Source organism: Mesorhizobium vachelliae (assembly GCF_033977325.1).
In the GTDB taxonomy this organism is placed as follows: Bacteria; Pseudomonadota; Alphaproteobacteria; order Rhizobiales; family Rhizobiaceae; genus Mesorhizobium; species Mesorhizobium vachelliae.
In genome coordinates this window covers 1-22,854 of record NZ_JAVIIR010000007.1, presented here as the reverse complement: position 1 = coordinate 22,854, position 22,854 = coordinate 1, and the positions used below count along the sequence as shown (strand labels likewise).

Sequence of the window (22,854 nt, the reverse complement as noted above, 5' to 3'; positions counted from 1 at the left end):
GACCTCAGCTACGGCCGATATGATCAGCGGCGCTGCCGAGAGCGGCAAGCAGCGTCCGGCCGTTTTCCAGCGTCGCATTCTCATGCGGCGCGCGCAGGTTCAGCCAGCGCCGGTCGCCGGACTTGACGGCAAGCACCGCCTTCATCGCCGGGATCAGCCCGGCATCCTGGATCACCTTCCGGAACGCCTTGATGGCTGCATCCGCCTCGGTGACGTCCTCGCCCTTGCGGGCCGCGTCGTAGAGGCGGCGGATGGCGGCGGCGTTCAGATTGACGGTTGCCGAAATGCAGCCTGCCGCTCCGCTCGCCAGACCCTTGGTGAGCTGCGCCTCCGAGCTTGGGAAGACGGAGATACCGGGCGCAGCGGCGATGACGGCGGCGGTGTTGTTCCAGTCGCTGGCGCTGTCCTTGTAGGCGACGACGGTGTCCGGAAACGCCTTGCTCAACCGCGCCGTCAGGGCAGGGCTAACCGGCACGCCCGAGTTCTGCGGGATGTGGTAGAGGATCACACGCATCGAAGGCCTTGCCACCTTCTCGATCAGCTCGCTGTAATAGCGCGCCTGACCGTTGTCGCCGACGCCGGTGTAGAAGAAGGACGGCAGCACCATGACCGCGGCGCAGCCGAGGCCGACGGCACGCGCCGACAACTCGACCGTTTCAGGCAGGGCGGTGACGCCAGTGCCGGGCATCAGCCGGTCCGGCGCGATGCCGGCCTCGACCAGCCACTCCAGCGCCTGCATGCGCTCGCGCAGGGACACCGACAGCGCTTCGCCCGTCGTGCCGAAGGGCGAGAGGAAATGCGCGCCCTGGCCGAGCACCCATTTGGCATGGGAAATCCAGAGGTCGCGCGCGATGCGGCCGTCGTCTTCGAACGGCGTCAGGATGGGGGCGATGGTTCCTTGCGGGCGGGTCATGAATGTCCTCTGTGCTGGTCTGTGTGGCCGGCCACCGCCGCGACGGCGCGGGCGAAGTAGGCCGAAGCGGTGATGTCGAAGAGTATGTCGAAACCCGTCGGCGAACGAAACGTCACGGCTTCGGTATGGCCGACGCGCGTCTGCGCGATGTCGTCGGTGGCGAATTTTTGGGGTCTCAGGTCCAGCGCGCAAAGACTGCTCATCGCTTCGGCAAGGCGGGGACCGGAAAGCCGCATCCATGCCCAACCTTCCTCGCGCCATGACGAGTAGCCTTTCGGCGCCACTGCGGTCAGCCAGGCGTTCTTGATTTCGGTGAGAGTCGCCTCCGCGCCCTCCGCGAGAAGCAGGATGTCCTCGTTGCCGAGGCGCAGGACCCGCATGCCGCGGTGGTTGCCGATGCGGTTGACGGCGGGCAGCTTGACGCCCTGCGCGGCAAGCCAAGCGGCGCTGCCGCCGCCTTTCAGGCCGAAACGCGGCTTGTCCGTAAGGTCGTTTAGCACGACCGTGCCGGAAACCAGCTTCGTGCCGTCGGCTGCGCCGCCGGGCATGAAGGGATAGATGCGGGCAGCGGTGCCGGCGGCCATCTAGATCTCCTGCCGCGCGTTGGTCGGGTCGAAGAAGGCGTGGGCCACGACCGGGGCCTCGACCAGTTCACCGTCGCGGCACTTCACCGTCACGCGGCTGCCTTCCGTCTGGTCGTCGACATGGACATAGGCGAGCGCGATGTGATGCCCGAGCGACGGCGAGTACCCAACCGACGTGATCTGGCCGACAGGGGCGCCGCCGCGCAGCACGAGGCAGCTTTCGCCGGGGATGTTGCGGGCGCCGGCGGCGAATTGCAACCCGACCAGCTTGCGAGTCTGGCCGAGCCTCGCGCGCATCTCGATGGAGCGCTTGCCCACGAAGAACGGCTTCTTCTTCGAGACCGCCCAGCCGAAGCCTAGCTCGTCCGGCGTGGTGATCGCATCCGTGTCCTGGCCGATCAGGATGTGGCCTTTCTCCAGGCGCAAGATGCGCGATGCCTCCAACCCGTAAGGCCGCAGGCCGTGCGGCCGGCCCGCCGCCATCACCGCGTCCCACAGGCTGGGCGCCAGGCTCGATGGGCAATGCAATTCGTAGCTGAGCTCGCCCGTGAAGCCGATGCGCATCACCCGCACCGGGACACCCGCAACCACGCCTTCGCGGCCGCTGAGATAGGGGAAGGCGTCGCGGCTGAAATCGATGTCGCTGTCCAGCGCCTCGAGCACCTGGCGCGCCTTGGGTCCGGTGACGTTGAGGCCCGAGAACGCGCCGGTGAGGTTGAGCACGTCCACCTTCAGGCGCCATTCGGCATTCCAGAACAGCATGTCGGCATAGACACGCGCGACGGCGCCGGTGGTCGCCGTCACATAGAACCGATCCTCAGCCATGCGGTAGGCGACGCCGTCGTCGATCAGTGAGCCCATCTCGTTGAGCATCAGGCAGTAACGCACGCGACCGACAGGCTGGTTGCCATGCGCCATCGTGTAGAGGCGGTCGAGAAACTCGCCGGCGTCAGGCCCCCGGATTTCCAGCTTGCCGAGCGTCGAGACGTCGAGCAGGCCGACGCCTTCGCGCACGGCAAGGATCTCCTCGCGGACGGCTTCCTCAGCGCTGCTTGCGTGGCCGTAGTAATAGGGCCGCCACCATGCGCCGACCGGCTTCATCGCGGCGTTCAGCGCGATGTGGCGCGCATGCAACGCGGTGCGGCGCTCCAGCACCTCGTGGTGACCGGCGAGCACGCCGAGCGTTTCCGGCCCGACCGGAGGCCGCGCCGTGGTGATGCCGATCTCGCCGACCGACCGGCCGGTCGCCTCGGCGACGATCCGGGCGGTGGCCAGGGCGGAATGACGCCCCTGGCTTGGCCCCATCCCGACGGTGGTGAAGCGCTTGACCAGCTCGATCTCGCGATAGCCGTCCTTGGTCGCGTTCTGCAGATCCTTGACCTGCAGGTCCTCGTCGAAATCGACGAAGTCGCGTCCCTTAGGGGCGGCGACGATCGGCTGCACGTAGCGCGGCCGAACGTTCTTCGGCGCGACGGGAGGTTCTACCGCCACTGCATGACCGAGTCGCGAAAGCGCGGTTGCAGCCGCCCGCCGGCCGCTGGCGATGGCGTCCTGCAACTCGTCCGCTCCGGCAACGGCGCCTGCGAGATGGACAGAGCCCTCCGGGAGCGTGATCGCCATCGTCTCCGCGGTGGCATCGTAGCCGACCTTGCCGCCGGCCTGGCACGGCAGCTGCCACGCCGGCGCCTGGCCGATCGAAACGGCGAGCAGGTCGCAAGCAATCCAGCTCCCGCCGACATGGACGCGGGCGAGATGGCGATTTCCGGCCGTGCCTTCCGCCGCCTCGACGGTCGCACCTTTGCGGATGGCGACGCCCTTGCCGCGGAGTTCGGCTTCCAACGGGCCGGCATCGCCGGCCGGTCTCGGATCGACAAGCTCGACGACCGATACGCCTGCATCCAGCAGATCGAGCGCCGTCCGATAGCCCTCGTCATTGGCGGCGAGCACCACGGCACTCTGACCGGGCCGCACGCCGTAATGGCGGATCAGGCGCCGGGCTGCACCGCCCAGCATGATCCCCGGCAGGTCGTTGTTGCGGAAGACGGCCGGCTGCTCGATTGCGCCGGTCGCCAGGATCACCTCGTGGGCGCGTGTCCGGTGGAGGCGGTCGCCCTCGATCAGCGGCAGCCAATTGTCTTCGTACCAGCCATTGCAGACGGTGCCGGTCAGTACCTTGAGATTGGGCAGCGCCTCCAGCCGCGACGCCAGGCCGGAGAGCACGGCCGGATCGTAGCGGCCATAGCTCAGCGCGCCGCCAATCTCGGGATTCTCGTCGCACAGCACCACATCGGCACCGGCTTCGGCGGCGGCGATCGCGGCGTTCAGTCCGGCCGGGCCGGCGCCGACGACGAGCACGTCGCAATGCTGGTGCGTCTTGTCGAAATGCCGGTGCGGTGCCTTGGTGTCGACCACGCCCAGGCCCGCCTTGCGGCGGATCATCGGCTCCCAGAATTTCAGCCAGCTGTCGCGGCGCGGCCCCATGAAGGTGCGGTAGTAGAAGCCGACCGGCAGGAAGCGGCCGAACCTGTCCATGATGGCGTCGCGGTCGCGCTCGAGCGAGCCGTTGACGTTCTGGGCGCTGACCCGCAGCCCTTCGCTGATCGGCGTGCGCTCGGCGGCGGCGTTCGGTTCGGACGGCAGTTGCACCAGAGCGTTGGCGTCGGCCCCGGTCATCGACAGGATGCCGCGCGGACGATGATATTTGAACGAGCGCGACAGGACCCATTGGCCGCAAGCGGCCAGCGCGCTTGCGATGCTGTCGCCGTCATAGCCTTCGAATGGCCTGCTCTCGAAGGTGAAGCGGATAGGGCGGCTTCGATCGATCCGGCTTCCGAAAGGTGCGCGCAGCCGGTTCATGCGCGCTCCCTCGGTTCGGACGCGTCGAAGGTGCGGATGATCTCGTTGCTGACGAGATCGCGCTCGGCCAGGAAGAAGTAATTGCTCGGCACGTGCCGCCACCATTCGATGACGATGCCTTTGCGGTTCTCGGCGCGGAACAGATGCCGCGACCATTCCGCGTCGGCGGTCGCGTTCGGATCGGGCCTGGCGCGCACCGGGCCGAAGGACTGGAACTCGTCGATGTTGCGCGGGCCGTTCATGGGGCAGGTGAGCAGTTTCATGGTCTAATGGCTCGCGGCGGTCGCGCCCATTTCATTGAGCAGCCGGAAGGTCTCGAACCGCTCCAATGCAAAGGGTTTCAGGATATCGGGCACGCGGCCGTCGGCTATTGTCTGCGCCATGCGCTTGCCCGCGACGGGCGTCGCCTTGAAGCCCCAGGTGCCCCAGCCGCAATCGAGCCAGAGGTTGGCGAGCGGGCTTGCGCCCATGATCGGGCTGTAGTCCGGCGTCATGTCGGTGATGCCGGCCCATTGCCTCAGCAGGCGCACGCCCTGCAGGAAGGGGAACAGGTGGACAGCGCCTTCGGCAAGGTGCTCCTTCATGTCGAGCGTCGAACGCGTCGAATAGAGCTGATAGGGATCGGAGCCGCCGCCGATGACGACCTCGCCGCGCGAGGACTGCACGAGATAGGTGTGCAGCGACACCGACGAGACCAGCGTGTCGAGCCAGGGTTTCAAGGGCTGGGTCACCATCGCCTGCAGCGGATAGCAGCGGATCGGGAGCTCGACGCCGGCCATCAGCGCCACGTCGTAGTTCATGCCGCCGGTGGCGATCAGCACCTGGCCGCAGGCGACGCGGCCCCGGTTCGTCTTGACCGCCTGGACCCGGTCGCCGACCACCTCGAAGCCCTGCACCTCGGTGCGCTGGTGGATCTCGACGCCGCGCCGCGAAGCCTGGGCGGCATAGCCCCAGGCGACGGCATCGTGGCGCGCCGTTCCGCCGTCGGCGTGCCAAAGCCCGCCGAGGATTTCGAGCGGGCCGCCATAGTCCATGTTGAGGAGAGGGCAAAGCTCCTCGACGCCCTTCTGGTCGACGACCTCGGTGCGCGTGCCCATGTGCTTGCCCATTTCGGCGCGCATGTGGAAGCTGCGCATCGTCGCCTCGGTGTGCGCCAGCGTGAGCTGGCCGCGCTGCGAGAACATGACGTTGAAATCGAGCTCCTGCGACAGGCGCTCGAACAGCTCGACGCCTTCCTTGTAGAAGGCGATGCCTTCCGGCGTGATGTAGTTGGAGCGGATGGTGGTGGTGTTGCGCGCCGTGTTGCCGCCGGCGAGGTAGCCTTTCTCCAGCACCGCCACGCTCTTTATGCCGTGGTATTTGGCAAGATGATGCGCGCAGGAGAGTCCATGCCCGCCGCCGCCGATGATGACGACGTCGTAAGACGGTTTCAGCTCAGGCGTGGCGGGAATGTCGACGCTGACCGGATAGTCCCTGCTGAGACCGTATTTCAGAAGCCTGAGGGGCATTGTGTGCTCAGCTCGACGCCTTGGGAGGATCGTAGAGCAGCGTCGAGAAATCGGAGAAGCGGCTGTCGCGATCGTCGAGCGAGAGCACCGCGTCGCGGATCGCCGCCGCGCGATCGGAACCGAGCACGGGCGCGGCGAACTCCATGTATTTGGCCTCGACATCCTGCTGTGACATCGGCGCTTCCGGGCCGCCGCGGGCATGCACGTCGCCCGATGCCAACACGCGTCCGTCGGTCGTCGTGATGACCACATCGGCCCAGCGGCCGGCCGGGAAGCGGGCGCTGTGGCGCTCGGTTTCGGTCACCGTGATGCGGTTGAGCATGTCGGCGACCGCGGCGTCTGCGAGGCCAGCGCCGGAGATATGCTCCAGTCCGATACGCCCGTGAAGGATGAAGGTCGCGACGGCGAAGCGCAGGCTGTACTGCGCCTTCGAGGTCGTGTCCGGCATGCCGCCGAACAGCGTGGCCGCATAATGGAAGCTGTTGACCTGGATGTTCGCGATGTCGGACGGGCCGAGATTGCGCGCTAGGCAGAGTTGGCGCACGGCGTCGATCGCCGCATGCGCCCAGCGGCAGATCGGGTAGGGCTTCACATATTGATGCAGGGACTGCCAGAAGACGCCGAGATCCTGCCAGTGCGCAGCCACGTCCGGCGCCTCGACGGTGATCGCCGGCGCGCCGGTGAAACCACGCTCGGCGAGCACCGCCGCTGACAAACCTACGAGAGCGCCGAGGCCGGAGCCGTCATGCAGCATCGTCGGCGTGGCGATCTCGCGCATCATCTGGCTGCGCGGGCCGTGATACTCGGCAATGCCGAGCGCCTCGCGCAATTGCGTTTCGTCGAGCCGCCGCAGGCGCGCGGCCACCGCCGCCACGCCGAGGGCGTTCCAGGCGCCCGACGTATGATAGTCGCTCACCGTCGCGTGCAGGGCGATGCCGGCCCGGCCGGCGACTTCATAGCCGACCACCAGGGACGCCAGCGCCTCCGGCCCGCTAAGGTCAGGACGCGCTTCCGCCAGCGCGGCAAGCGCTGGCACGACCGCGACGCCGATATGGCCTTTTGTAGGGCTGTAGCCGTCATGGCCGTCGAGATTGTCGGTCTGGGTAGCGACGGCATAGGCCGCGCCGGCGATGCTGGCGCGGCGCCCGTCGAACAGCATGCGGGCCGAATATTGCGGATCGTTGGAACCATAGAGCAGGACGGCGGCATCGCGCGCTATGCGGCCCGCTTCCATCGGCCCGGCGGCGATGGCGATGCCGAGCGTGTCGAGCAAGAGGTAGCGCGCTTGTTCCAGCACCGGCTGGGGGAAGACGGAAGCGGGGCGCCGCAGCGCGAAATCGGCGAGGCGCGTGAACGTATCGGAACTGACGACAGGCCCCTCACGCCGGTAGGACGGCACAGCCACGCGTTTCTCTCCCCTGTCTCTTCACAACATCAATAAATTGGGTTCATCGCGCAGGCACGCGATTAGTTTGGCGGCTTTGGCCAAAAATATTGATGCCATGTCGCATGTCTGCGATTGAATGGACGATTGCCCATGCGATAGCTGTAGGAAAGCGCAGCAGGAGACCGGGATGAAGCCGCCGCCCCCCTTGAACTATATCCGCTCGTTCGAGAGCTCGGCCCGCCATTTAAGCTTCACGACAGCGGCCAAGGAACTGGGCTACACGCAAGCCGCCGTCAGCACGCATGTGCGTGCGCTCGAGCACTATATCGGCCGGCAGCTGTTCATCCGCTATCCGCGCAGCCTGAAGCTGACCGAGATGGGGGAGGCGTTCCTGCCAACCTTGCGCCAGGCGCTCGACCAGATCGACCAGGCGACCGAGGCGATCGTCGCTTCCTCGCGGAACCGGACGGTGGTCGTGTCCTGTCCGATGAGCCTTGCGGAGAACTGGCTGGCGGGCTGCATGGCTGCCTTCCGCAAGAAGCACCCCGAGATCGAGATCGTGCTGCACGGCACGATCTGGGAGGACTTGAGCGAGCAGATCGCCGACATCACCATCTCTACGCGGCGCTTCGACGACAGGCCGCCTTCGGCGATCCCGCTGTGGAATGACGAGCTGGTGCTGCTCTGCGCTCCCGGCATGCTCGAGGGCGAGCATGCGCTGAGGACGCCGCAGGACATGCTCAAGGTGGACTGGATCTTCGTGCACGGTCGCCAGGAATACTGGCAGGTGGTGACCGAGGCGCTTGGCGTAGACATGGAGGATCACGACAAAGGCCTGTCGACCAACGCCTCCAACATCGCGCTCGAGCTCGCCGCGATGGGGGCTGGTCTGGTCGCCACGCAGCGCTCCCTGTCCCATGCCTATTTGCATCGCGGGCTGCTCGTCGAGCCGTTTCCCGTCCGGCCGCCAAGCCCCTGGAATTACTATCTCACCGAGAGCCAGCTTTCGAAGGGAAACATCGCCCGCACGGTCAGGGAATGGATATTGTCCAGGGCCAGGGAAGATGCCGCGCGGCCATAGTGCTCGTTTCAGCCTCAAAAATTTGACAGGACAATGGCATTGTTTTTTTAGGCCTTTAAGGCCGGTTTTCTGCGGTTTGTGAAGGGTTGAGCCCTTCCGGGATTTTTGCATCGCCCCTAACATGCGCAACCGCAAGGGGAATGTAACGGGCGGAAAGCCCTGAACCGGAGAACAACGATGACAATGTTCAAGAGCAACGGTGACCGCGTCCCGGCGGTCATCGATAGCTACGCGGCCGAAGTCAAAAGCGGCCGGATGGACCGCCGCGAATTCCTGGCCATGGCGAGCGTGATGGGCGCTTCGACAGCGCTCGCCTATTCGATGGCAGGGATGGAGCCGGCCAAGGCCGCCGCGCCCGTGCCGGGCAAGAAGGGCGGCATCCTGAAGATGCAGATGATCATCAAGGACATGAAGGATCCGCGCGCCTGGGACTGGTCGGAAATCGCCAATGTCATGCGCCAGTGCAACGACTACATGATCCGCTACACCACCGACTTCACCTTCGAGGGCCATCTGGTCGAGAGCTGGGAGGTGAGCGACGACGCCACCGAATACACGCTGCATCTGCGCAAGGGCGTGAAATGGTCGAACGGCGACGACTTCAACGCCGACGACATCGTCTACAACATCGAGCGCTGGTGCGATAAGGCGGCCGAGGGCAATTCGATGGCCGGGCGCATGGGCTCGCTGATCGACGCCGCCACGAAAAAGGCAGCCAAAGGCGCGGTCACCAAGGTCGACGACCATACGGTGAAGCTGAAGTGCAACCAGTCCGACGTCACCATCATCCCGGGCTTTTCCGACTACCCGGCGGTCATCGTCCATCGCGACTTCGACAAGAACGGCGCCAATATGCTGAAGACGCCCGGCACCGGCCCGTATGAGCTGATCTCCTACAAGGTCGGGGAGTCGGCCTCGGTGCGGCGACGCAAGGATTTCACCTGGTTCGGCGGCGAGCCCTATCTCGACGGCGTCGACTGGGTCGACTACGGCTCGGACGCATCCAACCCCGCCATCGGCAGCGCTTTCGAGGCCGGCGAGATCGACTGCAACTATCAGACGGTTGGCGGCACGGTCGATCTCTATGACAGCATGGGCCTGGTCAAGGAGCAGGTGGTCACCGCCGGCACGATCGTGCTGCGCACCAACGTGACCAACAAGCCCTATGACGACAAGCGCGTGCGCAACGCCATCCAACTCGCGGTCGACAATGAGACCGTGCTGAAGCTCGGCTATAGCGGCCTCGGCCAGGTCGCCGAAAACCATCATGTCTGCCCGATCCATCCGGAATATTACGAGCTGCCGAAGGTTCCGCGCGACCTGGCCAAGGCAAAAGCACTGATGGCCGAGGCCGGCCAGAGCGACCACGAGTTCGAGCTCATCTCCTACGACGCCGACTATGTGAAGGACCCGGCCGACGTCGTCGCCGCGCAGATGCGCGATGCCGGATTCAAGGTCAAGCGCACCATCATCCCGGGCTCGTCGTTCTGGAACGACTGGACGAAATATCCGTGGTCGACCACCGACTGGGGCATGCGGCCACTGGGCGTCCAGGTGCTGGCGATCGCCTATCGCAGCGGCGAAGCATGGAACGAGTCCGGCTACGCCAATCCGGATTTCGACAAGAAACTCAACGCGGCGATGGCCATTGCCGACCCCGAGAAGCGCAAGGAACTGATGAAGGACGTCGAGTTCACCCTGCAGGACTCCGGCATTCTCGTTCAGGCGTTCTGGCGCTCGCTTTACCGCCACCACGCCACTTATGTGAAGAATCTCGGCATGCACCAGACATTCGAGCTGCAGCTGGACAAGGTCTGGCTGGACAAGGCCTAGACCGGACGGATCGAAGCAATATTCAGGGGCGCAATATTGCGCCCCTGAATTCACCGGCGACTGGGATCGATCAGTCAGCTAAATGAAATCCCAAAGCGCTGCCAGAGAGCGCGGACAAGCCGCCGAACAAAGGGAAGAAACCTCGATATGCGTACTCATGCACAAGCCGTTGTCATTGGCGGCGGTCTGATCGGCTGCTCGATCCTCTATCATCTCGCCAAGTTCGGCTGGACGGACGTCGTCCTTCTGGAGCGCAGCGAGCTGACCTCGGGCTCGACATGGCACGCGGCGGCCAACATCCACGGCCTGCATGATTCCACCAACATCAGCCGGCTGCAGCATTACACGATGGCGCTCTACAAGGAGTTGGAGGCCGAGACCGGCCAGGGCTGCGGCATCTTCCAGCCGGGCTCGCTTTATCTCGCCCAGACGGAAGCGCGCGAGCACCAGCTGCGGCTGCAGGAGGCCAAGGCGCGGCGCTACAAGATGAATTTCTACGAGGTCGGCCGCGACGAGGCGGAGCGGCTGCATCCGCTGGTCGATTTCGACGGCATACGCTGCATCATGTATGAGCCGGAGGGTGGCAATGTCGATCCGTCGGGCGTGACGGCGGCCTATGCCGCGGGCGCGCGGCAACGCGGCGCCGAGATCCACCGCTTCACCCCGGTCACGGCGACGGAGGCGCAGGCCGACGGCAGCTGGATCGTGCGCACGCCGAAGGGCGACATCCGCACGCAATGGGTGGTCAACACCGCCGGCCTGTGGGGCAGGGAGGTCGCCGCGATGGCGGGGCTGCAACTGCCGCTGATCCCGACCGAGCACCAGTATTTCGTCACGGAGACCATTCCCGAAATCGCCTCGATGGGCCGACGCCTGCCGTCGGTCGCCGACCGCGACGGCGAATATTATCTTCGCCAGGAAGGTCTTGGGCTGCTGATCGGTGCCTATGAGCGCAACATGAAGTTCTGGGCCGAGGACGGGACGCCGATGGATTTCGGCCATGAGCTGTTTCCCGACGATCTCGACCGCATCGAGGAAAACATGATGCGCGCCATCCAGCGCGTTCCGGCGGTCGCCGCCGCCGGCGTCAAGAAGGTGATCAACGGCCCGATGATTTGGTCGCCGGACAGCGCCGTGCTGTTCGGACCGGCGCCGGAGCTCAGCAATTATTTCTGCTGCAACGGCATCATTCCAGGCTTCTCGCAGTCGGGCGGCATGGGCAAGCTCGCGGCCGAATGGATGATCGAAGGCGAGCCCACGCTCGATATGTTCGGCTGGGACATGGCGCGCTTCGGCCATTGGGCCGGCAAGGCCTTCACCAAGGCCCGCGTGCAGGACCAGTACAGCCACCGTTTCAAGATCCATTTCCCGAATGAGGAGCGCGCCGCCGGCCGACCGGTGCGGACTCGGCCGGTCTATCAAATGCAGAACGAAATGGGCGCCGTGTTCGGTCTCAATTTCGGCTGGGAGCACCCGCTATGGTTCGCCGCGGAAGGCGAACCGCGCGAGGAGACGGTCGGCTTCACGCGCCAGAACTGGTGGGGGCCGGTCGGCCGCGAAGCCCGCATGCTGCGCGAAAATGCCGGCATCATCGACATCTCCAACTTCGCCAAATACCAGGTGAAGGGGCCGGACGCGGAAGCCTGGCTGAACGCTCTCTTCGCCAACCGCATGCCGACCAAGGTCGGCAATTCTTGTCTCACGCCGCTGATCGGCAAGCGCGGCGGCATTGCCGGCGACTTCACCGTGACCAGGCTGGCGGAAGACGAGTTCATGGTGATCGGCTCGGGCATGGCCGAGCGTTTTCATCAGCGCTTCTTCAAATCCGTGCCGCTGCCGGCAGGCACGACCTTCCGCTCGCGCACCGAGGAGCTTGGCGGCTTCAACGTCGCCGGGCCGAAATCGCGCGAGCTCCTGCAGCGGCTCACCAATGACGATCTGTCGAACGAGGCTTTCCCGTTCATGCGCTCGCGTCAGATCACCGTCGCCGGCGTCGATGTCGTGGCGCTGAGAGTCTCCTTCACCGGCGACCTCGGCTGGGAACTGCACTGCCAGGCTGCCGACCAGGTCGAGCTCTACCGCGCGCTGCTCAAGGCAGGCGCGGAAGTCGGCGCCGGACCGGTCGGCTCGCGGGCGCTGATGTCGCTGCGCGTCGAAAAGGGCTATGGCAGCTGGAGCCGCGAGTACTCGCCCGAATACTGGCCGCAGGAGGTCAAGCTCGACCGGCTGATCAAGACGGACAAGGAATTCCTCAACCGCGACGCCTATCTCGCCGTTGCCGACAAGCCGGCGCGGGACGAGCTGATCATGCTTTCCGTCTCGGCCAAGGATGCAGACGCCACCGGCGGCGAGCCGATCTTCCTGCCGGACGGCACGCCGATCGGCCAGGTGTCGTCAGGCGCCTATGGCTATTTCGTCGATCAGTCGCTGGCGATGGGCTACGTCAAGGCCGGAACCGCCAAGGCTGGCGACAAGGTGACCGTCGCCATACTGGGCCGGCCGCACGACGCCGTGCTGCTCCCGCACCCGCCGTTCGATCCGGAAGGCAAGCGGCTGCGGTCGTAGTGGCCGCTATTTTGGTTGAGAATTGTTCGGCGGCGATCGTGCCGCCAACGCGTCAGCCGCCGAACCGGTCCAGCCAGTGACGTGCAAGGTCTGAACGTCGGCAGACCCAGATGTCGGGATTGGACGTGACCTTGTCGAGGAAGCGCTCGAGCCCAATCATGCGGCCGGGACGCGCCGCCAGCCGGCAATGCAGCGACACCGTCATCATGCGCGGGGTCTTCTGGCCTTCCTTCAGCAGCCAGTCGACGCCGTCGCTGACATATTCGAGGAACTGGCTGCCCGTCTCCAGGCCTGAACCACGCGAAAAACGGCTGTCGTTGTTGTCGAAGCTGTGCGGCACGACAAGGTGCCGCCTAGCGCCGACTTCGACGAAATAGGGCAGGTCGTCATTGTAGTCGTCGCAGTCGAACAGGAAGCCGCCATGTTCGACTACCAGCCTGCGCGTGTTGAGGCTCGGCCGGCCGGTATACCAGCCTGCGGGATCGATGCCGGTGATCTTGCGGACCGTGTCCACGGTCATGGCGATATGCTGGCGCTCTTCCTCTTCGCTGAGTGGCGCATAGTCGATCCAGCGCCAGCCGTGGCAGACGACGTCGCTGCCAATTGCTGCGATCGCCTTGCCGGCGGCTGGATTAAGCTCCAGCGCGCGTCCGACGATGTAGAAGGTCGGGATGACGCCCTTGTCCTTGAAGAGCGACAGCAGCCGCCAGACACCGACGCGCGAACCGTATTCGTAAAGCGATTCCATGTTCCGGTTGCGCAAACCGGGCACGGCGGGCGACACGGCAAGGTCGGACAGGATCGCTTCGGAGACGCCGTCGCCTTCGCCGATCGAGTATTCAGCACCTTCCTCGTAGTTGACGACGATGTTGAGCGCCAGTTTCGCACCGCCGGGCCACTCAGCCCGCGGAGGCTTCTCACCGTAGCCGATGAAATCGCGGGCAGGCAGATAGGGCGCGTCTGACGTCATGAAATCCCCTTGGATGAAGCTCTTACCAGGATTGCCGGCCGCGCATGGCGGCCAGAACGCGCAGCGCGCGGTCCATGACGCCCTGCGGCCCGACCGTGATGCGCAAGCAGTCGGTGAGGCCGTAGCCGGAGAGGCCGCGCACGATGATGTCGGCGCCGCGCAAAGCGTTGTCGGCGGCGGCCGCTGCCGCCGCGTCGGCAAAACGCACCAGAACGAAATTCGTCCGGCTCTCGGCAACCTCGTATCCGGCGGCCCTCAAGCCTTGCGCGAAGCGGTCGCGAATGTCTGACGTGCGCGCCACCGTTGCGCGCGTATAGGCCTGGTCCTCGATGGCCGCGACGGCCATGGCGAGGCTCACGGTCGAGACCTGGTTGGAATTCTGCATCTTGCGCACTTCGGCGGCGATCGGGGGCGCGAACAACCCCCAGCCGATGCGCGCGCCGGCCAGCCCGTAGGCCTTGGACAGACTGCGCAGGACGATGGTGTCGCCGCGCCCGGCCAGCGCGAAGACGGCTTGCGGATCCTGGTCGTCGAATTCGCCATAGGCCTGGTCGATCATCAGGAGAACGTCGCCGGGAAGCGCGGCGCGCAGGCGCAGCAGCTCCGCGTTATGGATGCGCGTGCCGGTCGGATTGCCCGGATTGCAGACGAAGACGATGCGCGTCGCCGGCGTGAGCGCCGCCAGGATCGCGTCGATCGAGACCTCAAAGCCGTGCTCCGCGGCCTTGACATAGGTCGCCCCCACGCGCGCGGCCGCCGAGGCGGCGAAATTATAGGCATAGTCCGTGCTGAGCACGTCCGCGCCGGGGCCGGCGAAGGCCGCAATGGTGCAAGCGATCAGCTCCATCGAGCCCGCACCGCACAGGATAAGGTCGCGCTCGACCCCAAGGGTTTTTGCGATCGCATTGCGCAGCAAGGTCCAGTCCGGGTCCGGATAAAGGTGGCTGCGCTCGACGGCGTCCCGGCCGGCCTCGATCGCCTTGGGGCTGGGCGGGAAAGCGCTCTCGTTCTGGGCCAGCGTAGGCCGGTCAAAACCGCCGAAATTCGCCAGCGCGAAAGCGGACATGGCCTTGATATGGGCGGTGGCTTTCAGGGGCACGGCATAAGGGTCCGGCTATCGGCTTGTCGGCAGGTTTTCGCAGCGAGGCTAAGGCAGGGCGAACAAGCCGCAAAGCAAAATTCGCCGGCACAATGGCTATGGGAATTTGGCCCATGCGGGTAAGCCATCGCTGCGAATGCCAAGATTTCGATTGACCTCAATGCAATGGCATTGGCGGCTTGGCGACACAGTGCACGCTGCGTTTGTATCTCGCCAGGATTTCCTCTTCGATTTCATCGATCGCCAGCGTTAGTGGAAGTTGACTGTTGGCGTCGACGTCAATGATCGACCGCCCGCGCACCGTCAGCAAGCCGCACACGCGCGCCACTACAGCGGCCGACCGAAGTCTTATGTCCAGGCCGGTCTCGAACAAACGCTCGGCAAAGGTATGGCTCTTCTGTCTGCGATCAAGGCGCTCGATGAGAAGCTGCTCACAGGCGTCGATCCTAACCACCACGTCCGACTCGGGTATGAAGTCTAGCGCGTGAGCAAGGCACGTCTCATCTGCTGTCCCATTGAAGCAGGCGAGCATCGAAACCGCCTGAACGAAGGCTTCGTCGAAAATAAGAATTTCCTCGCTGGCGACAGATTGGCGCCATGCGCGGGCAAGGCGGAGAACGTATTGACTTAGCCTGATGCGCCAGATCACGTTTCTAGGAGGCAGCGTGTGAAGCAGGTTTGCGCGAATTCTGAAGTCGACGGCATTTGCGGATGGGCGACAGGCCATGGCAATCGGGCGTGCAGCCGCGCGGGCGACTCGACCCATCGCCGTGACAATGCCGCCAGGATCCAGCATGGATCGGTGCACAGCTCGCCGGTCAGTGAGAACAATCCTCGCAGGGTGCCCGTGAGCCCGCAATTGCTCATAGAGCGCATGCGCAAATGTCGTTTTGCCTGACCCAGCCGGACCTACGAATTCAACAATCATGCGTTAGCAACCTTGCGGCTGGCCTGGCTACATGTCGTATCGGGGGACCATCTTCGGCGACCGCAGTTCCTGCGCCATTTTCGCTGCTTGAAAGATTGTCATAAGGACGTAGGTCGTATCGCCTTCGGTCGAGTTTATGGCCAAGACCACGCGTCCAATCTCTTCACTCATTGCGCAAGACCAGTCGTTGACCGCAATTGCCCTTTTCCCCGCCATGTGCCTCTGCCTTTCCCCTCAGCACGAAATTATTTGGCGTGATGAAAACCGGCAATTTGGACTGAGTGCCCGATTCCCGTGGGCCTAACGTCCTTACCCGTGCTTTGCGCCGGCACAGGCTTTGTCCGTGGACCGCATGACATCCAGTCGGAAAGCGGTCCCGGACGCTGCGGCGCTGACCAAAACGGTCCGGACCGGATCAGCGCTGCCGGCACTGGATTTGCTCAAGATCATCTATTGTGGTGAGTGCAAAGCCGCCGGCCGCGACGAGAGCTCGCCGAGCCGCCCCGCCCGGCGAGCCAGCCGCTTCCCGTAAAGGGATGGGGAACGACCTTCAGGATACGAGTCAGCGATCCAGAAAGTTGCGGGTAGGTAACCGTAAAATGACGACCACCTCTCAGATCATCTGGAATATCCCTGTGGCCTTGAACCGCAGATAGGCTTTGACGCTACGCGCCGTGTTGGGCAGGACGTCTGGCAAGCCATCCGGTGCGAACCAGCCAACAGCGCTGCTCTCTTCATCTGTTACCGCCGGCTCGCCTTCGAAGGATCGGCTGTAGAACATCAGCGAAAAATACTGTGAACGATCGCCGTTCTGAAACTGGACTGTCTCATATTGCGGATTGCAGGCGAACCCAAAGGGCTCAATCTCTGTAACGATCAACCCAGTTTCCTCAACGACCTCTCTTGCTATCAGCGTCTCCAGGTCCTCGCCTTCCTCGGCGTTCCCACCAGGCACAGCCCACAGGCCAAAATCGGTTCGCTTCTGTAACAGAATTCGGCCATCGGCGCGCTCGATCACGATGCGCGCGCCCGGCATCAACACCAAGCGATTTCCGACCAGCGCGCGCAATTGTCCGACGTAGCTGTCCGCAAAAGCCATGCAACGCATCTCCCGGCCAAATGATCACACTTGTCCTCCGGGCGACGAACATCCGAATGAATGATGGCAAGCAGGCCAGCTGTGACTACCACATCATCAGTGGGGGCGCACGCGAAGCGCGAGGTAGGAAATTGCAACCCCTTGAGGTGACCAACACTTCGACTTTCTCGAGAGGCGACCAGGAGCGCCGGTCAAGGTTGGAAAAGATGGTCAGGCTGAAGCAACTTCGCTCTGGTGCCTGGCTGGCGCTTGACCTGGACGCCGAATTTCATGACGTCATCGACTGCGGGTCGCTCTTTGAAACCACCAAAGGAACGGGCGCCGACCAGGTGTAAGCGCGAGACGACTTGCTCTTAGCGAGGGAGGGGCCCGGCCGGCAGCAGGGTGCGCGTGAGGGCGGCGTAGGGTAGCGGTGGCCACGGATCGACGCCTGGCGAAGTCGAGTTGTGTGGGCATGCCACAGATCAGCCGATCCTTCGACCGTTCCTGAAAACTCTGTCTTGGAAATGTTGGCTCCCCGGGCCGGATGAAACCGCGAACTACGAGCTGCCGATCTCCCTCGAAACTACGCCAGAGCCTTCCGTCAAGATGCGCAAGCGTGACCGCGAGCGCGCGGAGCGCATCCGATTGGCCTGCCGGCCTAAAGCGCGTCGCGATCTTTCAGATTCGCTCCATGCGCTTTAGGTTTTGATTTTACGCATGTCTTTATCCCGAAACCGGTTCCCACTTTCGGGAGACATGCACTAAGCCATCCCTCCGAGAGCGCGCTGTCGCATTTGCCCGGGAAAAGGGTGAAGTACGAGCGCACGAATAACTGAGATCGGAATTCCCCGCCACTATTTGACTCGCATGTGCGACGAGGGGCTCCTCGTTAAGGTTGGCTATGGGATCTATAGCGCCACAGATCGCGAGGCGGCATAGCCGTATCCCCTATAAGGGCGGCTATCGCACACGACGAAGGCCGCCCGCAGGCGGCCTTCGCGAACAGTCGAACAAGCTATGCTACTTGGCTTTCTTTTTCACGATCGCCTTTGTAGCCGGCTTTACCCTGGCGGTAGCATCGGCCGCCGTGTCGATCGCCATCAGCTCTTCCTTGCTCACTTTCTTCTCCGTGACGGAAACCTGGTCGAGAAGATAGTCTACGACCTTGTCCTCGAACAGCTGCGCGCGGAGCGTGTTCAGCGCCTGCGGATTGGACCGGTAGAAACTCAGCACCCGCTGTTGCTGCTTGGCCGGGAAACGGCCTATCTGCAGGAGCAGGCCGCGCTGCAGTTCCTCGTCCGAAACGGAAATTTTGGCCTTCTTTCCGATCTCGACGAGGATCAAGCCAAGACGTATGCGTTGCTCTCCCAAGCGAGTATATTCGACACGCGCTTTCTCCTCGGTTGTACCGAAGTCAGCAAAGGTGCGGCCTGCTATCTGGAGATCACGATTGACCTGCGCCCAGATATTGTTGAACTCAGCCCCTACCAGGATCGAGGGCACCTTGAACTGGTAGGAAGCCTCGAGTTGCTCGAGCAGTTGCCGCTTCTCCTTCTGGCGCGTCATCGAACCGAACTGGTTCTCAATCTGGCTGCGGACGACTTCCCGCAGGCGAGCCATTGAGTCCAGGCCGAGGCTCTTTGCAGTCTTGTCGTCGAGCACCAGCTTGCCGGGCTTGGCCACTTCTTTAACCGTGACGTCGAAGGTCGCTTCCTTGCCGGCAAGATGCGCGACTTGGTAGTTCTTCGGGAAAGTCAAGGTGACCAGCTTCTCATCACCCGCCTTAACGCCGATCAACTGGTCATTGAAGCCGGGGATGGAATCCTTGGAGCCGAGCACCAGTGATTGGTTGGCGCCAGCGCCGCCGGGAATGGCCTCGCTGATATTACCGGCATATTCGATGGTGACGCGGTCGCCCGCGGCCGCCTTGCCTTCCTTTGGCGTATAGGAGCGGGCCGCTTCAGCGACATGCTTGACCCGCTCATTGATTTCCGATTCCGACACGTCGTAGACCGGACGTATCACCTTGATCTTGGCAAGGTCCTTGATCTCGATCGAGGGAATGGCTTCTGCGTTCAGCTGGCTCATGTTGGTACCATTGTTGGGAGCTACGCTATTGGAGGAACCGCCATGTGCATTGCTGGCTGCGTAGGCGAGCGAGCCGCTGCCGGTTGTGCCGATGTTGGCGTTGCCAGCAGGAACGCAAACCATGCCAGTAAGCGCACTATCCGAACCGGCGGCATTGCCGGCGGCCCGGCCGGGAACATTGCCGTTGGGAGTGGCGGGTAGATAGGTAAGAACTCCGCTCGATCCGACGAGACCCGATGTCCCGTTGGCAGCACCATCAACCGGGTTACCGGACGTGCCAGCGGACAGCCCGTTCGAGCCGGTGCCGCCAGCCGTGCCATTGAGGGCGTTGCTGCCAGGATTTCCGGCCATGTTGACAGGTGCGCCAGCCGATCCGGCGTTGCCGCTACCTACGGCGCCGTTCGGAGCGCCATCGACCGGGTTGCCCGTCATGCCGGCCGGCAGCCCGTTCGAACCGGTGCCGCCATCCTTGCCGCCGGGGACGTTGCTGCCAGGATTTCCGGCCATGTTGGCTGGTGCGCCAGCGGATCCGGCGTTGCCGCTACCTACGGCGCCGTTCGGAGCGCCATCGACCGGGTTGCCCGTCATGCCGGCCGGCAGCCCGTTCGAACCGGTGCCGCCAGCCGTGCCGCTGGGGACGTTGCTGCCAGGATTTCCGGCCATGTTGACAGGTGCACCACCCGATCCGGCGTTGCCGCTGTCAGTTGCCCTGCTGACGGCACCGCCAGTCGGGTTGCCGGTCGCGTCGGCAGTGTTGCTATTCGATCTGACACCTTTGCTGCCGGTCGTGCTATTGGGGTCCTTACCAGCCGGATCGGCAGCATTCTTGGCGAGTGCATCGCGCGACTGTGCGTTGTCACTGTCGACCCCGTAGCGAGAATCATCAACGCTATTGCCGGTCAGGTAGGAAAAGAAGCGGCTCAAGCTACTGCCGCTAGCCCGCCCGTCGGGGGCACTTTCGACCGAATTGCCAGCCGTTTCGGCGGGCTGGGCCGCCGAAACGGCACCGTTGCCACCGGCCGTGCCATTGGGAACCTCGCCGACCGTGTTGGCGGGCGCGGTGCCGGATTCAGCTTTGCCGTAATTGATTGTCCCATTGGGGACATTACCGGCCGTGCGAGCGGGCAGTCCGTTCGAACCGATGCCATCGGCCGTGCCGCCGAGCGCGCCGTCAGCCGGATTCTCGGCCACGTGGGCAGGCGTACCAGCCGATCCGGCGCCGCCGCTACTGACAGCACCGTTGGGAGCAACACCGACCGAGTTGCCAGCCTGGTTGGCGGGCAAGCTATTCGGACTCGCGCCGTTACCAGCAGCTGTCCCGTTAGGGACACCGGCGGCCGGATTAACGGCGGTGTTAACACCCCAGTTGGGATCATCACCAGCTTGCATGCCGTTCAGATAGGCAAGCAGGCCACTCAGGCCGGTTTCCGGTGCGCCTGCCGTCCCGTTGGGGGCGATGCCGGCCGGATTCCCGGCCACATTGGCCGGCATACCAGCCGATCCGGCGTTGCTGCTACCGACGGCGCCGTTCGGAGCACCGTCGACCGGGCTGCCCATCATGCCGGCGGACAGTCCGTTTCCGCCGACGTCACTGCTGCCGTTCGTCCCATTAGGGGCATTACCGGCCGTGCGGGCGGGCTGCCCGTTCGAACCGTTGCCACCGGCCGTGCCGCTGGGGGCGATGCCGGCCGGATTCCCGGCCACGCTCGCGGGCGCACTGCCTGATCCGGCGTTGCCGCCACCGACGGTGGGGTTCTGAGCACCGTCGACCGGGCTGCCCGTCATGCCGGCGGACAGTCCGTTTCCGCCGGCGTCACTGCTGCCGTTCGTCCCATTAGGGACATTACCGGCTGTGCGGGCGGGCTGCCCGTTCGAACCGTTGCCATCGGCCGTGCCGCTGGGGGCGATGCCGACCGGATTCCCGGCCACGCTCGCGGGCGCACTGCCTGATCCGGCGTTGCCGCCACCGACGGTGGGGTTCTGAGCACCGTCGACCGGGCTGCCCGTCATGCCGGCGGACAGTCCGTTTCCGCCGACGTCACTGCTGCCGTTCGTCCCATTAGGGACATTACCGGCCGTGCGGGCTGGCTGCCCGTTCGAACCGTTGCCATCGGCCGTGCCGCTGGAGGCGATGCCGGCCGGATTCCCGGCCACGCTCGCGGGCGCACTGCCTGATCCGACATTGCCGCCACCGACAGCGCCGTTGGGAGCAATACCGACCGAGTTGCCAGTCTGGTTGGCGGGCAAGCTATTCGGGCTCGCGCCGTTACCAGCAGCCGTCCCGTTAGAAACACCAGCGGTCGGATTCGCGGTGTTAGCAGCCCAGTTGGGATCATCTCCAGCCTGCATGCCGTTCAGATAGGCAAGCAGGCCACTCAGACGGCTTTCCGATACGCCGGCCGTCCCATCAGGAACGCCACCGGACGTGTCAGGGAGCAGCCCGTTTGAACCGTTGCCACCGGCCATGCTGCTGGGAACGCTGCCAGCCGGATTTCCGACCAGGTTGGCAGGCAAACCAGCCGATCCAGCGTTGCTGCTACCGACGGCGCCGTTCGGAGCACCATTGACCGGGTTGCCGACCATATTGGCGGCCAGGTCATTCAAGCCTGCACCGTTACCACCGGTCGTGCCGTTAGGAACATCGTCTGCCGCATTAGCTGCGACCGTGTTAGCGGAAAGCCCACCAGATCCTGGTATCCAGTTCGCCGGGATAATCAAACGGTCAAGCGAGCCGCCGCAGCTATCGCCAGCTACGTTGCAGTCGATACCATCGACGGCTGAACCGTCCGTGATAGCTATGCCACCGCCGGCATTGCCGCCACCAGTGTTGCCACCGCCGGTATTGTTACCGCCACCGGTGTTACCGCCACCGGTGTTGCCGCCACCAGTGTTGCCGCCACCGGTGTTGCCACCGCCGGCATTGCCGCCACCAGTGTTGCCACCGCCGGCATTGTTACCGCCACCAGTGTTGCCACCGCCGGCATTGTTACCGCCACCGGTATTGCCGCCACCGGTGTTGCCGCCACCGCCATTGTTACCGCCACCGGTGTTGCCACCGCCGCCAGTGTTACCGCCACCGGTGTTGCCGCCACCGCCGCCATTGTTATCGCCACCAGTGTTGCCACCACCGGTGTTTCCACCGCCGATGCTACCGATCGCGCCGGTCAGGCCGTCGACTATGCCACCTACTGCACCTGCCAGACTGCCAACCACGCCACCGAGGCCGCCGAGCGCTCCGCCGAGGCCGCCGTCGCCATCGCCGCCACCGAGACCGCCAAGCGCGCCGGTCAGGCCGCCGACGACGCCGCCGAGCGAACCGCCGAGGCCGCCATCGCCGCTGCCGCCACCGAGACCGCCAAGCGTGCCGGTCAGGCCGCCGACGACGCCACCGAGCGAGCCGCCGAGGCCGCCGTCGCCGCTGCCGCCACCGAGACCGCCGAGCGCGCCGGTCACACCACCGACGACGCCACCGAGCGAGCCGCCGAGGCCGCCATCACCGCTGCCGCCACCGAGACCGCCGAGCGCGCCGGTCAGGCCGCCGACGACGCCGCCGAGCGAACCGCCGAGGCCGCCATCGCCATCGCCGCCACCGAGACCGCCAAGCGCGCCGGTCACACCACCGACCACGCCACCGAGCGAGCCGCCGAGGCCGCCATCGCCGTCGCCGCCACCGAGACCGCCGAGCGCGCCGGTCACACCACCGACGACGCCACCGAGCGAGCCGCCGAGGCCGCCATCGCCGCTGCCGCCACCGAGACCGCCAAGCGCGCCGGTCACACCACCGACGATGCCACCGAGCGAGCCGCCGAGGCCGCCGGCTCCACCACCAATGCCACCGACCGCCCCGCCGAGACCGCCGAGCGCGCCGGTCAGGCCGCCGACGACGCCGCCGAGCGAACCGCCGAGGCCGCCATCGCCGCTGCCGCCACCGAGGCCGCCAAGCGCGCCGGTCAGGCCGCCG

General features: G+C 64.8%; 15 protein-coding genes and 1 pseudogene. 5 read left to right on the top strand and 11 right to left on the bottom strand.

Translation table 11 applies throughout. From position 1 onward, the window contains the following. Window positions 1-4: 4 nt before the first annotated feature. Genes RFM41_RS15995 through RFM41_RS15970 form a run of 6 tightly spaced genes read right to left on the bottom strand, consistent with a single transcriptional unit; the run spans window position 5 to window position 7,266 of the window. Entirely contained in the window at window positions 5-913 is a 909-nt protein-coding gene (locus RFM41_RS15995; RefSeq protein ID WP_320248545.1) for a dihydrodipicolinate synthase family protein, read from the bottom strand. After that, a complete protein-coding gene (locus RFM41_RS15990; protein WP_320248550.1) occupies window positions 910-1,497 on the bottom strand; it encodes a hypothetical protein in 588 nt (195 codons plus the stop codon). Before RFM41_RS15990 ends, RFM41_RS15995 begins: the two co-directional genes overlap by 4 nt. Beyond that, the gene (locus RFM41_RS15985; protein WP_320248551.1) at window positions 1,498-4,353 is read right to left on the bottom strand and encodes a 2Fe-2S iron-sulfur cluster-binding protein; all 2,856 of its coding nucleotides are present in this window, start codon (window positions 4,351-4,353) and stop codon (window positions 1,498-1,500) included. Then, entirely contained in the window at window positions 4,350-4,616 is a 267-nt protein-coding gene (locus RFM41_RS15980; protein ID WP_320248552.1) for a sarcosine oxidase subunit delta, read from the bottom strand. Before RFM41_RS15980 ends, RFM41_RS15985 begins: the two co-directional genes overlap by 4 nt. A 3-nt stretch (window positions 4,617-4,619) precedes the next feature. Next, entirely contained in the window at window positions 4,620-5,861 is a 1,242-nt protein-coding gene (locus tag RFM41_RS15975; protein WP_320248553.1) for an FAD-dependent oxidoreductase, read from the bottom strand. A gap of 7 nt (window positions 5,862-5,868) precedes the next feature. Further along, complete coding sequence (locus RFM41_RS15970; RefSeq protein WP_320248554.1) at window positions 5,869-7,266, bottom strand: MmgE/PrpD family protein; 1,398 nt, start codon at window positions 7,264-7,266, stop codon at window positions 5,869-5,871. Window positions 7,267-7,435: 169 nt separating this feature from the next. Here RFM41_RS15970 and RFM41_RS15965 point away from each other — a divergent pair, with 169 nt between their 5' ends. The 3 genes from RFM41_RS15965 to RFM41_RS15955 all read left to right on the top strand — a co-directional run bounded on the left by RFM41_RS15965 (window position 7,436) and on the right by RFM41_RS15955 (window position 12,727). Further along, on the top strand, window positions 7,436-8,329 hold the full coding sequence (locus RFM41_RS15965) for a LysR substrate-binding domain-containing protein (RefSeq protein WP_320248555.1): 894 nt from the start codon (window positions 7,436-7,438) through the stop codon (window positions 8,327-8,329). Window positions 8,330-8,506: 177 nt separating this feature from the next. Continuing rightward, window positions 8,507-10,162, top strand: a complete 1,656-nt coding sequence (locus RFM41_RS15960; RefSeq protein ID WP_320248556.1) for an ABC transporter substrate-binding protein — start codon at window positions 8,507-8,509, stop codon at window positions 10,160-10,162. Between the two features lie 147 nt (window positions 10,163-10,309). Next, a complete protein-coding gene (locus RFM41_RS15955; protein WP_320248557.1) occupies window positions 10,310-12,727 on the top strand; it encodes a GcvT family protein in 2,418 nt (805 codons plus the stop codon). Between the two features lie 52 nt (window positions 12,728-12,779). On the opposite strand, the gene RFM41_RS15950 is transcribed toward RFM41_RS15955, so the two are convergent. The 4 genes from RFM41_RS15950 to RFM41_RS15935 all read right to left on the bottom strand — a co-directional run bounded on the left by RFM41_RS15950 (window position 12,780) and on the right by RFM41_RS15935 (window position 16,823). Beyond that, window positions 12,780-13,697 (bottom strand): polysaccharide deacetylase family protein, encoded by a 918-nt coding sequence (locus RFM41_RS15950; protein ID WP_320248558.1) that lies wholly within the window; start codon window positions 13,695-13,697, stop codon window positions 12,780-12,782. A 22-nt stretch (window positions 13,698-13,719) separates the two neighbouring features. Continuing rightward, the gene (locus RFM41_RS15945) at window positions 13,720-14,796 is read right to left on the bottom strand and encodes a pyridoxal phosphate-dependent aminotransferase (protein ID WP_320248559.1); all 1,077 of its coding nucleotides are present in this window, start codon (window positions 14,794-14,796) and stop codon (window positions 13,720-13,722) included. A gap of 157 nt (window positions 14,797-14,953) precedes the next feature. After that, on the bottom strand, window positions 14,954-15,592 hold the full coding sequence (locus tag RFM41_RS15940) for a hypothetical protein (protein WP_320248560.1): 639 nt from the start codon (window positions 15,590-15,592) through the stop codon (window positions 14,954-14,956). Between the two features lie 745 nt (window positions 15,593-16,337). Next, window positions 16,338-16,823: an NUDIX domain-containing protein gene (locus RFM41_RS15935; protein ID WP_320248562.1), complete on the bottom strand. Its 486-nt coding sequence runs from the start codon at window positions 16,821-16,823 to the stop codon at window positions 16,338-16,340. A 56-nt stretch (window positions 16,824-16,879) separates the two neighbouring features. Here RFM41_RS15935 and RFM41_RS15930 point away from each other — a divergent pair, with 56 nt between their 5' ends. Further along, window positions 16,880-17,158, top strand: coding sequence for a hypothetical protein (locus RFM41_RS15930; protein WP_320248564.1), 279 nt, complete (start codon window positions 16,880-16,882; stop codon window positions 17,156-17,158). Window positions 17,159-17,672: 514 nt separating this feature from the next. Further along, window positions 17,673-17,744 (top strand): hypothetical protein, encoded by a 72-nt coding sequence (locus tag RFM41_RS34135; RefSeq protein ID WP_347344040.1) that lies wholly within the window; start codon window positions 17,673-17,675, stop codon window positions 17,742-17,744. A 93-nt stretch (window positions 17,745-17,837) separates the two neighbouring features. On the opposite strand, the pseudogene tig reads toward RFM41_RS34135, so the two are convergent. Further along, window positions 17,838-18,887: pseudogene (gene tig / locus RFM41_RS15925) on the bottom strand (trigger factor); the annotation flags it as partial. Between the last annotated feature and the right edge of the window lie 3,967 nt (window positions 18,888-22,854).

Excerpts from the sequence above, each read along its gene's own strand:
- RFM41_RS15995 (WP_320248545.1), bottom strand. The coding sequence starts at position 913 with ATGACCCGCCCGCAAGGAACCATCGCCCCCATCCTGACGCCGTTCGAA.
- RFM41_RS15990 (WP_320248550.1), bottom strand. The coding sequence starts at position 1,497 with ATGGCCGCCGGCACCGCTGCCCGCATCTATCCCTTCATGCCCGGCGGC.
- RFM41_RS15985 (WP_320248551.1), bottom strand. The coding sequence starts at position 4,353 with ATGAACCGGCTGCGCGCACCTTTCGGAAGCCGGATCGATCGAAGCCGC.
- RFM41_RS15980 (WP_320248552.1), bottom strand. The coding sequence starts at position 4,616 with ATGAAACTGCTCACCTGCCCCATGAACGGCCCGCGCAACATCGACGAG.
- RFM41_RS15975 (WP_320248553.1), bottom strand. The coding sequence starts at position 5,861 with ATGCCCCTCAGGCTTCTGAAATACGGTCTCAGCAGGGACTATCCGGTC.
- RFM41_RS15965 (WP_320248555.1), top strand. The coding sequence starts at position 7,436 with ATGAAGCCGCCGCCCCCCTTGAACTATATCCGCTCGTTCGAGAGCTCG.
- RFM41_RS15960 (WP_320248556.1), top strand. The coding sequence starts at position 8,507 with ATGACAATGTTCAAGAGCAACGGTGACCGCGTCCCGGCGGTCATCGAT.
- RFM41_RS15955 (WP_320248557.1), top strand. The coding sequence starts at position 10,310 with ATGCGTACTCATGCACAAGCCGTTGTCATTGGCGGCGGTCTGATCGGC.
- RFM41_RS15950 (WP_320248558.1), bottom strand. The coding sequence starts at position 13,697 with ATGACGTCAGACGCGCCCTATCTGCCTGCCCGCGATTTCATCGGCTAC.
- RFM41_RS15940 (WP_320248560.1), bottom strand. The coding sequence starts at position 15,592 with ATGCTGGATCCTGGCGGCATTGTCACGGCGATGGGTCGAGTCGCCCGC.
- RFM41_RS15935 (WP_320248562.1), bottom strand. The coding sequence starts at position 16,823 with ATGGCTTTTGCGGACAGCTACGTCGGACAATTGCGCGCGCTGGTCGGA.
- RFM41_RS15930 (WP_320248564.1), top strand. The coding sequence starts at position 16,880 with ATGAATGATGGCAAGCAGGCCAGCTGTGACTACCACATCATCAGTGGG.